Origin of the sequence: Micromonospora sp. C31 (genome assembly GCF_018070575.1) — a bacterium.
Taxonomy (GTDB): Bacteria; Actinomycetota; Actinomycetes; order Mycobacteriales; family Micromonosporaceae; genus Micromonospora.
This window is the reverse complement of the sequence record NZ_JAGPXN010000012.1, coordinates 217,617-231,911: the sequence shown is the minus strand read 5'-3', so window position 1 is coordinate 231,911 and position 14,295 is coordinate 217,617. Positions and strand designations below refer to the sequence as shown.

Here is a 14,295-nt window from a genome sequence, read left to right as displayed (position 1 = left end):
GCGGCCGGGGTGGAGCGCTCCACCCCGGCCGCACGGTCGCGCCGCGACCGGTCCGTCAGTGCCGGACCGACGCGGGCGTCTCGTCGGTGCCGTCGGCCGGGACCGCCGAGGCATCGACGACCGGTTCCTCGGCCGCCGGGCGTACCCGGCGCAACAGCAGCGCCGAGAGCACGGCCAGGATCACCGCGATCACCGCGCTGACCACCCCAGCGACGTTGAACCCGCTGGTGAACGCGGCCCTCGCGGCTTCGAGCAACGCGCCGCCGGTCTGCTCCGAGAGCTGCCCGGTCATCGCGCTCGCACCCGCCAGCGAGTCACCGGCCGCCTCCCGGACCTGCGCGGGCAGGTCGGCGGGGAGGGCGGGGGCGATCTCGCTGCGGTAGACGGCGGTGCCGACGCTGCCCAGCACCGCGACACCGAGCGCCACCCCCAGCTCGGTGCTCGTCTCCGACATCGACGACGCCGAACCGGCCCGCTCGGGGGGAGCCGCTCCGATGATCAGGTCGGTGCCCAGCACGGCACCGGGACCGAAACCGAGATAGACGATCACCAGGCCGGTCACCGCGAGGCCGAGCCCGCCGGCGGTGCCCACCTGGCTCAGCAGCGCGAAGCCGACCGCGGCGAGCGCCATGCCGCCGGCCACCACGTAGCCCGGGGCGAACCTCTGCGCGACCACCGGCGCCAGCATCGCGCCGACCAGCATGGACACCGCGTACGGCAGCATCCAGAGCCCGGCCCGCAGCGGGGAGAGGCCCTCCACCAGCTGGGCGTACTGCGCGAAGAGCAGCGCGATTCCGCCGATGGTCGACCCGCCGAGCAACATGATGCCCAGGGCCGCGCTGAAGGTCCGGTTGGCGAACAGCCGCACGTCGAGCAGCGGGCTGGTGAGGCGGCGTTGCCGCGCCACGAAGATCACGCCGACCACCACACCGGCGATCATCGCCAGGAGGGGCCGGATGCCGAGACCGTCCTTCGCCAGTTCCTTCAGGCCGTACACGAAGGGCAGGATGGTGGCCAGCGACAGCACCACGCTGAACAGGTCGAGCCGGCCGGCGTCCGGGTTGCGGTACTCCGGCAGCAGCAGCGGCGCGGCCACCAGCAGCACGAGCATCACCGGGACGCCCAGCAGGAAGACCGCGCCCCACCAGAACGACTCGAGAATCACGCCGCCGACCAGCGGCCCGATGATCGCACCGATCATGAAGCAGCTCATCCACAGGCCGATGGCCATGGTGCGCTGCTGCGGGTTGCGGAACATGTTGCTGATCAGCGACAGCGTGGAGGGCATCAGGGTCGCCCCGGCCACACCCAGCAGCGCCCGGGTGGCGATCAACATCTCGGCGCTGTCGGAGTAGGCGGCGATCACCGACGCCACGCCGAAGGCCGCCGCGCCGATCATGAGCAGCCGGCGTCGGCCGATCCGGTCACCCAGGGTCCCCATCGTCACCAGGAATCCGGCGATCATGAAGCCGTAGATGTCCATGATCCAGAGCAGCTGGGCGGCGTCCGGCGCCAGGTCGGCGCTCAGGTGGGGCAACGCCAGGTAGAGGACGTTGAGATCCAGCGACAGCAGCAGGGTGGGCAGCGTGAGCACGGCCAGGCCGATCCACTCGCGCCGGCCCGCTCTCGGCTCCGCCTCGCTCGCGTTCACATCCATGGTGGTCCTTCCTCGGAGTCGCCTGCGGCGCCTAGTTGTCGTACTCGTCGTGCAGTCGCCACCAGCCGTACGGCTCCGCCTGTGGGCGTCCGTCCGGGGTGTCCTCCCACGTCTCCTGGCGGCCGAGCGGGGTGAGGTCGAGCAGGGTCCAGTTGCTGCCGAGCGACTCGACCCCCCGCTCCGAGGTGAAGTAGGTGCGGTACACCTCGTCGCCGTCGCGCAGGAAGACGCTCAGCCCGAACGACTCCCCCGCCTTCGTGGTGAGCCCGAGGTCGGTGTTGAAGTCGGTGCCGTACGACGAGTACCAGGGCACCGTCCAGCCCATCCGCTCCTTGAACGGGGTGATCTCCGCCAGCGGCGCCCGCGAGACGAGCGCCAGGGTGGTGTCCCGCGCGTTCAGGTGGGCCGGGTGACCGAGGTTGTCGACGAACATCGAGCACCCCTCGCAGTAGTGCGGCTCGCCCGGCCTGAGCATGAAGTGGTAGACGATGAGCTGACGCCGGCCGTCGAAGATGTCGGCCAGGTTGGCCTTCCCGCCGGGGCCGTCGAAGACGTACTCCTTGTGGATCCGCGTCATCGGCTGTCTACGGCGCTCCGCGGCCAGCGCGTCCCGGGCCCGGGTCGCCTCCTTCTCCTTGGTCAGCAGCCGTCCCCGGGCGGCCTCCCATTCCGACTGCGACACGATCGTCGGCAGGTTCATGTGTCTCTCCATTCGTGGTTCTCGGCTGTCCCCCACCGGAAACGGCGACGAGCGCGGGCGCGCCGCCGTACGGAGGCGACGCGGGCCGCTGCCCGGGACACACGTGTGGGCACGCTCCCGCGCTGAGGACGCGGCCCGTCGTCCGGCCGGTCGGCGGGGCCGATCGGAACGGACCGACCGGCGACGACGTCGTGCCGCGACTTCCGGCGTGCCCTCCTCGCGTCGCCGGCCCTGCCCCCTGGCCCGTCCCACTCTGCCGCCCGCCACTCCCGGTTCACTCCCGGTACGCTCCCGGTCGCCGCGCCGCCGCGCCGCGACGTGACCGCCCGCCGTCGGTGCGCTGCGCTACGGTGACGCCATGCGTTTCGGGCTCCTCGGTCCGTTGGCGGTCTGGACGACGGACGGCGCACCGGTCAACGTGCCCGATCTCAAGGTTCGTGTCCTGCTCGCCGACCTGCTGGCGCACCAGGGCCGGCCCGTGCCCGTCGACCGGCTGGTCGACGACCTGTGGGGCGAGCGGCCGCCGGCCAACCCCAGCGGGGCCCTCCAGACGAAGGTCTGGCAGCTGCGGCGGGCGTTGAACGACGCGGAGGCCGGCGGCCGGGACCTGGTGGTGTCCCGGCCGCCCGGCTACCTGCTGCACGCGCCCGGGCAGACCGACGCCGACCGGTTCGACGCCCTGGTCGAACGGGCCACCGGCACGCCCGCGTGGCCCGCCCGGGTCACGCTGCTGGACGAGGCCCTGGCGCTGTGGCGCGGCCCGGTGCTGGCCGACTTCGCCGACGAGCCGTTCACCCGCGCGCTGGCCACCCGGCTGGAGGAGCAGCGGCTGGTGGCCGTCGAGGAGCGGGCCGCGGCCCGGCTGGCCCTGGGCGAACACCAGCTACTGGTGGGAGAGCTCGCCGACCTGGTGGTGCAGCACCCGTTCCGGGAGCGGGCCCGTGCCCTCCAGCTGCGCGCCCTCTACCGGGCCGGGCGGCAGGGCGAGGCGCTGGCGAGCTACGCCCGCTTCCGCCGTCAGCTCGCCGACGAGCTGGGCCTGGATCCGGGGCCGGAGCTGGTGGCGCTGCACCGGGCGATCCTGGCGCACGATCCGGTGCTGCTCGCCGACGCGCCGGCGGCGACGGCGGTGCTCACCGGCCGGGCCGGCCTCCGCACCGACCCGAACCAGTCCGCTGGCCCGGGCGGCGCAGGCGGGCGGCGCGACCCCGGCGGTGCCAGCGGCGCGGGCGGCGGGGACGGCCCGGCGGGCCCGGACGGTCCGCGCGGCGCGGACGATTCCCTGACGAGATCGCTCTGGTCGGCCGGCAGCACCAACACGCCGCCCCCGGCGGGCTCGGGACGGGTGCCGCCGCGGACCAACCTGCCGGCCCCGCTGACGCCGCTGGTCGGGCGCGCGGAGGCCGTACGGCACGTCCACGACCTGCTGCGCGTCGAACGGCTGATCACCCTCGTCGGCCCCGGCGGGGTGGGCAAGACCCGGCTGGCGGTCGAGGCGGCCCACCAGCTCGCCGAGGCGTACCCGGACGGGGTGTGGCTGGTCGAGCTGGCCTCGCTGCGCCCCGACGACCCCGCGGCGCTGGCCGGCTCGCTGCTGGCGGTGCTCGGCATCCGCGAGGCCACCGGGGCCGACCGAGGGCCGACGGGCGCCCCGGCCACGCCCGCCGACCGCCTCGTCGACGTGCTGCGCGGCCGGTCCCTGCTGCTGGTCCTCGACAACTGCGAGCACGTCGTGGAGCCGGTCGCCGAGCTGGCCCAGCGGGTGCTGCCCCACGCCCCGGGCGTACGCCTGCTGGCCACCAGCCAGGACCCGCTCGGCGTGGCCGGTGAGCGGGTCTGGCCGGTCCCCCCGCTGGAGCTGCCCGACCCGGAGGTCACCGAGCCCGAGGTGCTCGCCCGCTCCAGCGCGGTGCAGCTCTTCGTCGCCCGGGCCGCCGCGGCCGTCCCCGGGTTCGCCCTGGACGCGGCCAACGCCCGCGCCGTCGCCGAACTCTGCCGCCGCCTCGACGCGGTGCCGCTCGCGCTGGAGCTGGCCGCCACCCGGGTGCGGGCGCTGGGCGTGCACGGGCTGGTCGACCGGCTGGACGACCGGTTCCGGCTGCTCTCCGGCGGCCACCGGGGCGCCCCGCCGCGCCAGCAGACCCTGCGCGCGATGATCGACTGGAGCTGGGAGCTGCTCTCCGACCCGGAGCGGGTGGTGCTGCGGCGACTCGCCGCGCACGCCGACGGCTGCACCGTGGAGGCCGCGGAGGCGGTCTGTGCCGACCGGGAGCTGCCCGCCGGCGACGTGCTCGGGCTGCTGGTCCGGCTGGTGGACCGTTCGCTGGTGGCGATGACCGAGGGGGCCGGCGAGCCGCGGTACCGGCTGCTCGAGTCGGTGGCCGAGTACTGCCTGGCGCGGCTGCGCGAGGCCGACGAGGTGGCGGTGGTGCGCCGGCGCCACCGACGCCACTACGTCGAGCTGGCGCGGCGGGCCGACGAAGAGCTGCGCGGGTCGGCGCAGCGGCGCTGGCTGGCGCAGCTGGACCAGGAGACGGCCAACCTGCGCCTCGCGCTGGACGGCGCGCTGGCTGACGGCGACGCGGCCGGCGCGCTGGAGCTGACGACCGCCCTGGCCTGGTACCGGTACCTGCGCGGCCGACTGCGCGAGGCACGCCGGTCGATCGAGGCGGCGCTCGCCGTGCCCGGCACCGTCCCGGCCTCGCTACGGGCGGCGGCCACCTGCTGGCGGGCCGGGCTCGCCCTGCTGGAGGCCGGCGGCGACCACGCCCCGCTGGTGGGCCCGGCGCTGGCGGGTTGGCCGCCGGACGAGGACCCGGCGGGGCGGGCGCGGGCCGCCTGCTTCCTCGGCCTCGCGCTGCTCAACACGGGCGACGTGGCGACCAGTCAGGAGCTGGTCGACGACGCGCTGGCGCAGTTCGAGCGGCTCGGCGACCGGTGGGGGGTGGCGATCGCGCTGAGCCTGCGGGCCGGGCACGCCCAGTCCCGGGGTGACCTGGAGGCGGCCAGCCGGGACGGCGCACGCAGCGTGGCGCTGTTCCGCGAGCTGGGCGACCGGTGGGGCCAGCTCCAGGGGTCCTTCGCGCTCACCTCGCGGGCGGAGGCCGTCGGCGACTACCCGGAGGCGACCAGGCTGCACCGGGAGGGCCTGCGGATGGCCGAGGAGCTCGGGTTGTGGCTGGAGGCGTCCGACCGGCTCTCCGGCCTGGGCCGGATCGCGCTGCTCAGCGGCGACTACGACCGGGCCCGGGAGTTCCACGAGCGGGCGCTGCGGCTGGCCGCCGAACAGAACTTCAAGCCCGGGGAGCTGTACGCGCAGATCGGCCTCGGGCTCGGGGCCCGCCGCGAGGGCCGGCTGGACGCCGCCGAGGAACTGCTGCGGGGTGTCCTGGAGTGGACCCGCCAGCCGGGCCTGGACGCCGACGTGGTGCGCGCGCTGCTCCTGGCCGAGCTGGGCTTCGTCGCCGAGCAGCGCGGCGGGGCCCGGAGCGCGCACGAGTTGCACGCCGAGGCGTTCGACGTCGCCACCGCCACCGGCGATCCCCGGGCGCAGGCGCTCGCGCTGGAAGGGCTGGCCGGATCGGCGACGCTCGACGGGCGGCCCGCCGACGCCGCCCGGCTGCTCGGCGCGGCGGCGATGGCGCGGGCCTCGGTGGGGGCGCCGCTGCCGGCCGGGGAACGTGGCGACGTCGACCGGATCACCGGGGCCGCGCGGGCCGCGCTCGGCGCGGCCGCGTTCGCCGGCGAGTTCGAGCGGGGCACGGCGCTCTCCCCCGCCGAGGCCTACCGCTCGCTGGTGGCCGGTCTTCCCCGCCCCGCCTGAGCACGCGAGCAGACCGGCCCGGGCACAGCCCGCGCGGACGGGCGGAACGGGCGGAACGGGCGAGACGGGCGGGACGCTGCGAACCGGGCCTCGGCCGAGCCGTCGTGAACGAGCCGGCCCGAACGGCCGCGGGCAGGCCGGGCGTCGCCGGTGCGCGCGGCCGGCACCCGACAAGGGGCCACCCGGACGCGCCGACGCACCCCGTACGCCCCGTGGGCGCGGCGGAGGGCGTCGGCGGCCGGGCGGCCCATTGCCGGATGCGTGCCGTCAGCGGTTGGCCGTGCCCTTGGAGTTCTGGTAGGCGGCGATGCCCCACCCCCCGTCCACCCGGACCACCGTCGAGGTGGCGAGGAACGCGCGCTCGGCGACGAACTCCGTCTCCCCCTCCAACAGCACGCTGCCCTGGGTCACCAGCAACGCGATGTCGTCGGTCAGGAAGCGAACGTCGAGCGGCTCGACGAGGACCCGGGTCCCCGCGTACGGCCCGCCGAAGCCGGCGGCCATGTAGGAGCGGATCTCCTCCCGGCCCTTCATGTAGGCGTCGCCGATGAGCGTGCCGTCCTCGACGAAGATCGCCGCGAACGCGTCGGCGTCGTTGGCCGCCCAGGCCGTCACGATGCGTCGCGCGACGTCCCGTACGGCCGTCTCGTCGCTCACGACGGCGGCATTGCCTGCGGACATGTCGTTCCTCCTCCTCGTTTGACCGGTACGCCGCGGGCGTCCGGACGTGCGGGCCGCGTGGGCGGGTCAGCAGGTGATGCGGACCTCGGGAGAGGTCACGTAGGCCATCATGTTCGGGTCCCAGACGACGGACCGGTAGATCCGGGTGCCGCTGGCCCGGCACGGGAATTCGAGCCGCGTCGTCGACCCGGGTTCCATGTAGCGATCCAGCACCGTCCGCCAGCCGGTGTCGGTGGTTTCGTAACGCATCAGCCAGATGACCGCGAGGACCATGCAGTCGTTGGTCGCGACGCTCCGGACCATCACGCCGGTGGGGCTCTTCTCCGGGGTGCTCGGCGCGCTTATGCAGCTCTGCGGCTCCGCGACCGCCGCCGCGGCGGCGGTCGGGCCCGAACCGGCCGCGCCGACGGCGAGGACGACGGCCAGCGTCACCGACAGCCATCTCGATACCGTTGCCATGTTTCCTCCTGTCCGGCCGGCCGGCCGGCTCCCGCACCGGGGCGCGGGAGCGGCGGCCGGCCTGCCCGTGTCGTACCGGATCACTTCGCGAACCGGTACGCGTCGACGATGGTCTGGTCCAGCCGGTTGCCGTGCGAGTCGACCAGGGTGGCGCGCAGCGACACCGTCCGGGTGCCTCTCGGCGCGTGCACCACGGCGCGGTAGCCGCCGTCGCCCGCCAGCACCACCGGGGCCTTGCGCCAGGTGCGGCCCCCGTCGACGGAGACCCGCACGGTGAGCTGCCGGACCCGACCCACGCGGGCCTCCGGCTGGGACATCACCGACACCGGCAGCAGGGTCACCGGCGCCCAGCGGGTGACATTGTGGTCGTCGACCGTCGGCGCGTACCGGACGACCCACAGCGGGAAGATCTCGTCGGCCTCGCCGGCGGTGCCCGACCGGAACGTCCACGTCGCGTCCACCCGCGTCGACAGGCCGGAGTACGACGGTCGGCTGGTCCGCTTCTCCACGCGGAACGTCGCGGGCCCCGGCGGCACCTCGGCCTCCAGGTTCCCGGCGCCGGAGGCGCCCACCAGCCGGCCGTCGCGGTACATCCGGGTCGACGCCGCGTCGGTGAGGGAGCCGGCCCGGTGCCCGTCCTGGTCGGAGTACATGGGGATGCCGAACCAGACGGTGTCGCCGCGCCGGCCGGCGTGACCGGCGAAGTCGAACATCGGCCCCAACACCGCCGCGTTCCACCGGTCGGTGTACCGCTGCCCGGCCTGGTACGACTGGTTTGCCTGGCCGAAGGCCGTGATCTCGACCGGTAGCCCGTCCCCGCCTGGGACGTTCTCGCCGAAGGCGGCGCTCCACAGGGTCGCACCGCCCTCCAGCAGGTGCGTCGTGCGCGCCGGCAGTCTGTACGGCAGCAGCGGAGTCAGCGTGCCGTTGACGCCGGGCGCGGTGGGGAACATGGCCTTGGTCGCCGCGCGGCCGGTCACCTGGGCGACCAGCCGGCTGTCCACCGTCGCCAGGTCCCGATCGGCCACCTTCCGGTCGAAGCCGGTGAAGAAGCCGCCCGGGCGGGTGTCGAGCAGCCCGTAGCTGTAGGGGGTGTCGCGGAAGTCGCCCGCCGGGCCGGGCACGGCCCAGGCGGAGTGGAGGTAGCCGGTCATCCGCTCGGCGGGCAGGTCGGGGCCGAGCTGCCCGGAGCGCAGCCCCTCGAAGCCGTCGAGGGCCAGGGCGAGGCCGAACCCGGTGCCGTCCTCGGCGCGCCGGTCGAAGCCGAGGTCGACGATGGCGGTGCGGGCGTCCGGGCGGGGCACGGTGGTGCGTACCGGGGCGGTGCGCCGGGCGTCCATGGTCACCGTGGCGTCGGCGTCGAGGACCAGCTCCGGCTGGACCAGGCGGTGCCAGGTCGACTCGGTGTCGCCGAAGTCGACAACGTCGCCGACGAGGACGTAGCTGCCCTTCGGCAGCCGGGCGGTGGCGACGCCGTCCTCGCCGTACAGCAGCGCCCGCAGCTCGCCGGTGAGGTCCAGCACCATCGTCTCCGCCCGGCCGGTGGGCCGACCGTCCGGCCCGAGGTGCCGGACGGTGAGCGCGTGGCTCTCGACCTCCTTCTCCACTTCGACCCGCGAGCGGACGGCCAGGTCGGGCGCGTCGGCCGGGGTGGCCGTGACGGTGCCCGTGTAGCGGCCGTCGGGCCCGTCGTGGCGGGTGTCTGCGGTGACGGTGGCGCTCGCCGATCCGCCCGCCGGCACGGTCACCGTGGCCGCGTCGAGCCGCAGCGCCCCGGCGGGGGCGGGCGTGCCGTCGGGGCCGGTCAGCGCGGCGTCGAGCCGCAGCTCGACGGGCCGGTCGCCGTGGTTGTGCCAGGTGAGCGTCCGCTGCCGCGGCCGGTCGTCGGTGTGCGGCCACCGCTGGACGCCGAAGTCGAGCAGCGCCGTGGCCGGGAGTGCGTTCCGCCGGGCCAGCGCCGCCGCGTCGAGCGCACCGTCCACCTCGGAGGCGGCGAGGGCGGCGCGGAGCCGATCCGCGGACCAGTCCGGGTGACGCCGGGCGAGCAGGGCCGCGCCGGTCACCGCGCCGGACGGCGGCAGCCCGGTCGCACGCCCGTCGGGCCCGTCGTGGGTGGCGGTCGTCCGGGCGCCGGGTCCCGGCGCGGCGGGCCCGTCCGGGGCGGGGGTCAGCACGAGGGCCCCGGTGCGTTCGCTGATCCGTTCGACCGCCCGGCCGAGCGGGCCGGTGCCGAACTGCTCCGCGCCACCGACGCCGAGGTCGACGACGTCGGCCCGGCCGGCGGCCCACTCCAGGCCGGCCAGGACCGCCGACTCGGGGCACCGGCCGTCGTCGGCACAGACCTTGCCGTCGAGCAGCGTCGCGCCGGGCACGGCGGCGGCGGTACGGGTGCCGTGCCCGTGCCGGTCACCGGTGCTCGCGCCGACGAAGACCCGCCGGTGCGCCACCCGTACGGCCGGCCCGGCCCGCTCGGCGTCGACGCCGGTGCTCAGCACGGCCACGGTCGGCGCGGCGCCGCCCGCCGACGGGGCCGGGGGCAGGTCGGTGGACGGCGCCGGCACGGGCGCCGGGGTCAACGGCGTGTCCAGCCAGATCCGCTCGATGCCGGCCCGCTGCTCGTGGATCGCCGACCAGGCCGAGGCGACGTCCGCCTTGACCACGGTCACCGCGCTCGCCCCGGCTACGGCGAACCGGCCGGTCGTGCGCAGCCCCGGCCCGGTCAGACCGGCCGCGGGATCGGCGCCGCGTCGCGTCACGATCAGCGGCAGCCCGGGGCTGCGGGCGTCGTCGTAGCCGGCCCGGACCAGTGCCGTGACGTCGAACAGGCGCCGGTCCAGCAGCCCGGCGGCGACCAGCGGGCGGGCGTCCTCCGGGAGGACCGTGCGGTGCCCGCCGGCGCGGTGGCTCGTAAAACGGGTGCCGGCGCGGCCCGGGGCGGCGGTCACGGTGACCCGCGCGCCGTCCGGGGAGACGGTGACCCGGTCACCGGTGATCAGGGTGACCCGATGGTCGGACTGGCCGGCGGGCGCCGGCGCGGGTTCCGCGTCGCCGCCCGCGACCGCGGGGGTCTGCTGCCCGGTGATCACCAGTACGGCCGCCAGGGTCGCCACGCCCCCGACCGCGACGGCCCTTCGGCGGCGCCCTCCGCTACCGGTTGCCGCACGTTTCTCGCCCACCCTGTTTCCCCCTCCGCCGTTCGGTCCGCCACACGTACGGCGGTCATCGGTGGTGCCTGGTCATCAGGATCGTCGTCCGGCCCCTCCGGGCCCCGCATCTCCCGTCGTGCGCTCATCCCGTCACCGGGCGATGGGCTGCGCACGGTGGAAGGTGCGCCGGGTCCGGCGGAGCAGCACGATCCGACAGTGGAGCGGACGGACGCGCCGGGGCGCCCGAGTCGGCCGAGGTGGAGCTCAACCAGATCCCTTCCGGACAGTGCGGGCGCGTGAGGAGCGGACGATGACATCAGTACGAGGGGACGTGCCAGGGGCCACATCCGCCACCGGTGGGCCCGCCCCACCGAGGATCTTCTTCCCGGAGCTGGAGGGCTTGCGGGGGGTGGCAGCCGTGATGGTCATGCTGACCCACATCGCGCTGACCACGGGCGTGATCGCCTCCGAGATGTACGGCGCGACCGGCAACCCGGTCGCCGGACCGATCTTCAACACCATGGACGTCAGCGTGCCGATCTTCTTCGTCCTCTCCGGACTGGTGCTGTACCGGCCCTTCGCGCTGGCCACCCTGACCGACCGGCCCGCACTGGCGCTGAAGCCGTACTTCTGGCGGCGGGCCCTGCGGATCCTGCCGGCGTACTGGTTGCTGGGCGTGACGGCGCTGCTCGTGCTCAACGCCGACGCCGTCACCGGGCTGTGGCACGTGCTGCGCCCGCTGCTCGTGCTGCACGTCTACCAGCCGAACGCGATGCCCACGGGCATGGAGCAGACGTGGAGCCTCGCGACCGAGGTCGCGTTCTACGTCACCCTGCCGCTGCTGGCCTGGGCGTTGCGCCGCTGGGCGGTACGCGCCGCCGACCCGGGGGCCCGCGCGAGGCGGCTGCTGGTGCCACTGGGCGCCCTGGTGCTGACCGGCGCCGGCTTCGCCGCGTACCACCACCTGCCCTCGATGGGCGCCTTCCCGATTCAGCACCTCTGGCCGACCGAGTACATGGGCTACCTGGCGGTCGGCATGATCCTGGCGACCCTCTCCGCCGTCGCCGAGGTGGCGCCCGGGCGGACGCCGGCCGCGTACCGGTTGCTCGCCCGGCACCCGGGCGCCGCGTGGATCGGCGCGGTGCTGGCGTACGCGGCGGCCTGCTCCCCGCTCGGCGGCCCGAACGAGATGAACTATCCGCCGCTCGGCCCGGCGATGGTCGACCACACCCTCTACCTGGCCATCTCCCTGCTACTGGTGGCGCCGCTGACCCTGCCGGGGGGCCGTCCCGGCTACATGCGGGCGGCCCTGTCCAACCCCGTGCTGCGCTTCCTCGGCCGGGTCTCCTACGGGGTCTTCCTCTGGCACGTCTTCTACCTGTGGGTCTACTACGCCACGACCGGCACGCCGCTGGGCACGGGCAACTTCTGGCTGGTGACCACGGCGGTGGCCGGCGCCAGCGTGGTCACGGCGACGCTGAGCTTCTACCTGTTGGAGCGCCCGGCGATGGGGCTGCGGCCGTGGTTGGGCCGGGCGCCCGTGGAACCGGGGGCCCAGGCGCCGAGCACGGTCCGCGAGCAGCTCCCGGCCGGCCCCGAGGCGGCGCAGTGGGAGCCGCGCAGCACCGAGCCGGCCGCCCCGGCAGTAGCGGCCGAGTGAGAGCGACCGCAGACCGGCACCCCCTGTACCGGGCGGGAGGTCCGCCCGGCGGCGAACCGAGAGGAACCACACGATGAGCGACACCGCGAGAGGCCGGGCCGTCGTCCTCGGCGCGAGCATGGCCGGACTGTTCGCCGCGAGCGTGCTCGCCGAGGCGTACGGCGAGGTGGTCCTGGTGGACAGGGACCGGCTCGCCGACGCGACCGAGGTGCGCCGCGGCGCACCGCAGGGGCGGCACCTGCACGGCCTGCTCGCCCGGGGTCAGCAGGCCATCGAGGAGCTGCTGCCCGGCTTCACCGACGAGGCGACCGCGGCCGGACTGCGCTCGGGCGACCTCGGCACCCGGATCCGCTGGTACTTCAACGGCCACCGGCTGAAGCCGGCCGAGACCGGCCTGCTGGTGGTCGGGGGCTACCGGCCGGGCATCGAGGCGCTGGTACGGCGTCGGGTGCTGGCTCTGCCGGGGGTACGGCTCGTCGAGGACGCCGACGTCGTCGCCCCGGTCGCCACCGCCGACGGCAACCGGATCACCGGCGTACGGATCTACCACCGCAGCGCCGACGTCGCCGAGGTGCTCGACGCCGACCTGGTGGTCGACGCCACCGGCCGCGGCTCCCGGACCCCCACCTGGCTGACCGAGCTCGGCCACGGTCCGGTGCCGGAGGAGCGGATCAAGATCGGGCTCACCTACACCAGCGCGCGGTTCCGCTTCTCCCACGACCCGTTCCACGGCGACGTCTCGATCAACCCGGTGGCCACCCCCGCCCATCCGCGCGGCGCGTTCCTCGCCACCCTGGGCGGCGACACCGGGCTGCTCTCGCTCACCGGCATCCTCGGCGACGAGCCCCCGACCGACCGGGAGGGCTTCCTGGCGTACGCGGCGTCCCTGCCGGTGCCCGACATCATCGACGCCATCCGGGACGCGGAGTTCCTCGACGAGCCGGGCTCGTTCCGCTTCCCGGCAAGCGTCCGGCGCCGCTACGAGCGGGTGTCCCGGCTGCCGGAGGGGCTGCTCGTGGTCGGCGACGCGGTCTGCACGTTCAACCCGGTCTACGGCCAGGGCATGACCGTCGCCGCCCTGGAGGCGCTGGTCCTGCGCCGGCACCTCGCCGGCGGCGGGACGCCCGGGCCGCGCGCCTTCTTCGCCGACATCTCCCGGCAGCTCGACGCCCCCTGGGAGGTCGCCGGCGGCGGCGACCTGGCCCACCCGCGGGTGGAGGGTCCGCGCCCGCTCAAGGTGCGGATGGCCAACGCCTACATCGCCCGGGTGCACGCCGCCGCCACCCGGGACAGCCGGGTCACCGACGCCTTCCTGCGGGTGGCCGGGCTGATCGACCCGCCGCAGTCGATCATGCGCCCCTCGGTGCTGCTGCGCGTGCTGCGCGCTGGCAGGCAGCCGGCCGGCTCCGCCGCCACCCCGTCGGGCCCGCTGCCGACCCGTCCCCCGGCCCGCGACCGCGGCTGAGGCGGATCCGCGCTCCGCATCGACCGGTCGCCGCCGGCGGGCCCGGGTGCGCCGAGGGGCGGACACGCCGACGCGGTGGCCACGACGTACCGACGTCGTGGCCACCGCGTACGCGCGGGACGGGCCCGGAGGTGGGTCAGCGGGACGACGCGGACCTGGCCGCGGCGGTCGCCTCCTCGTAGCGCGGGTGCTCGCCGACCTCGCGCACGTACTCGACGTGCACGACGCGGTCCCCGGCGTCGACCACGAAGACCGCCCGGGCGAGCAGCCGGAACTCCGCGATGACGACGCCGTAGGCGAGCCCGAAGGACAGGTCGCGGTGGTCCGAGGCCGTCCGGACCCCCTCGATGCCGGCGGCGCCGCACCACCTGGCCTGCGCGAAGGGCAGGTCCACGGAGATGGTAAGCACGCTCACCCCCGGCAGGGCGGCGGCCTCCTCGTTGAACCGCCGCGTCTGCTGGTCGCAGACGCCGGTGTCGAGCGACGGCACCACGGACAGGATCCGCACCGTCCCGGCCGACGAGGCCAGGTCGACCGGCGAGAAGTCGTTGGCCAGCGCGGTGAAGGCCGGCGCGGGATCGCCGACGCGCACCTCCGGCCCGAGCAGCGTGACCGGGCGACCCCGGAACGTCGTGACGCCGGCACGTTCCAACGCGACTGTCATCAGGTTCTCCTTGCGTCCAGCGGGAGGTGGCGGGTCGGCC

Annotated in this window: 9 protein-coding genes; 3 read left to right on the top strand and 6 right to left on the bottom strand. The window is 75.4% G+C overall.

What is annotated here, in order from left to right:
* Window positions 1-55 precede the first annotated feature (55 nt).
* Window positions 56-1,657, bottom strand: coding sequence for an MFS transporter (locus KBX06_RS18005; RefSeq protein WP_210836310.1), 1,602 nt, complete (start codon window positions 1,655-1,657; stop codon window positions 56-58).
* A 31-nt stretch (window positions 1,658-1,688) separates the two neighbouring features.
* Window positions 1,689-2,357 (bottom strand): DUF899 domain-containing protein, encoded by a 669-nt coding sequence (locus KBX06_RS18000; RefSeq protein ID WP_210836309.1) that lies wholly within the window; start codon window positions 2,355-2,357, stop codon window positions 1,689-1,691.
* A gap of 358 nt (window positions 2,358-2,715) precedes the next feature.
* Between KBX06_RS18000 and KBX06_RS17990 the strand changes: the two genes are divergently transcribed.
* The gene (locus KBX06_RS17990) at window positions 2,716-6,180 is read left to right on the top strand and encodes a BTAD domain-containing putative transcriptional regulator (protein ID WP_247686130.1); all 3,465 of its coding nucleotides are present in this window, start codon (window positions 2,716-2,718) and stop codon (window positions 6,178-6,180) included.
* 267 nt (window positions 6,181-6,447) lie between these two features.
* Here KBX06_RS17990 and KBX06_RS17985 read toward each other — a convergent pair whose 3' ends face one another.
* From KBX06_RS17985 to KBX06_RS17975, 3 genes are all read right to left on the bottom strand, one after another.
* Window positions 6,448-6,861, bottom strand: coding sequence for an SgcJ/EcaC family oxidoreductase (locus tag KBX06_RS17985; RefSeq protein ID WP_210836308.1), 414 nt, complete (start codon window positions 6,859-6,861; stop codon window positions 6,448-6,450).
* A gap of 66 nt (window positions 6,862-6,927) precedes the next feature.
* On the bottom strand, window positions 6,928-7,320 hold the full coding sequence (locus KBX06_RS17980) for a hypothetical protein (protein WP_210836302.1): 393 nt from the start codon (window positions 7,318-7,320) through the stop codon (window positions 6,928-6,930).
* Between the two features lie 80 nt (window positions 7,321-7,400).
* A complete protein-coding gene (locus tag KBX06_RS17975) occupies window positions 7,401-10,430 on the bottom strand; it encodes a hypothetical protein (protein WP_210836301.1) in 3,030 nt (1,009 codons plus the stop codon).
* Between the two features lie 346 nt (window positions 10,431-10,776).
* Between KBX06_RS17975 and KBX06_RS17970 the strand changes: the two genes are divergently transcribed.
* Together KBX06_RS17970 and KBX06_RS17965 are read left to right on the top strand one after the other, a co-directional pair.
* Window positions 10,777-12,126 carry an acyltransferase gene (locus tag KBX06_RS17970; RefSeq protein ID WP_210836300.1) on the top strand — a complete coding sequence of 450 codons (1,350 nt, stop codon included), beginning with the start codon at window positions 10,777-10,779 and terminating at the stop codon, window positions 12,124-12,126.
* 73 nt (window positions 12,127-12,199) lie between these two features.
* Entirely contained in the window at window positions 12,200-13,591 is a 1,392-nt protein-coding gene (locus tag KBX06_RS17965; RefSeq protein WP_247686129.1) for an NAD(P)/FAD-dependent oxidoreductase, read from the top strand.
* A gap of 136 nt (window positions 13,592-13,727) precedes the next feature.
* Here the strand turns inward: KBX06_RS17965 and tpx are convergent, their stop codons facing one another.
* Entirely contained in the window at window positions 13,728-14,255 is a 528-nt protein-coding gene (gene tpx / locus KBX06_RS17960; RefSeq protein WP_210836299.1) for a thiol peroxidase, read from the bottom strand.
* Window positions 14,256-14,295: the final 40 nt, after the last annotated feature.

Coding starts and splice junctions, on each gene's coding strand:
- KBX06_RS18005 (WP_210836310.1), bottom strand. CDS start 1,657: ATGGATGTGAACGCGAGCGAGGCGGAGCCGAGAGCGGGCCGGCGCGAG.
- KBX06_RS17970 (WP_210836300.1), top strand. CDS start 10,777: ATGACATCAGTACGAGGGGACGTGCCAGGGGCCACATCCGCCACCGGT.
- KBX06_RS17980 (WP_210836302.1), bottom strand. CDS start 7,320: ATGGCAACGGTATCGAGATGGCTGTCGGTGACGCTGGCCGTCGTCCTC.
- KBX06_RS18000 (WP_210836309.1), bottom strand. CDS start 2,357: ATGAACCTGCCGACGATCGTGTCGCAGTCGGAATGGGAGGCCGCCCGG.
- KBX06_RS17965 (WP_247686129.1), top strand. CDS start 12,200: ATGAGCGACACCGCGAGAGGCCGGGCCGTCGTCCTCGGCGCGAGCATG.
- KBX06_RS17990 (WP_247686130.1), top strand. CDS start 2,716: ATGCGTTTCGGGCTCCTCGGTCCGTTGGCGGTCTGGACGACGGACGGC.
- tpx (WP_210836299.1), bottom strand. CDS start 14,255: ATGACAGTCGCGTTGGAACGTGCCGGCGTCACGACGTTCCGGGGTCGC.
- KBX06_RS17985 (WP_210836308.1), bottom strand. CDS start 6,861: ATGTCCGCAGGCAATGCCGCCGTCGTGAGCGACGAGACGGCCGTACGG.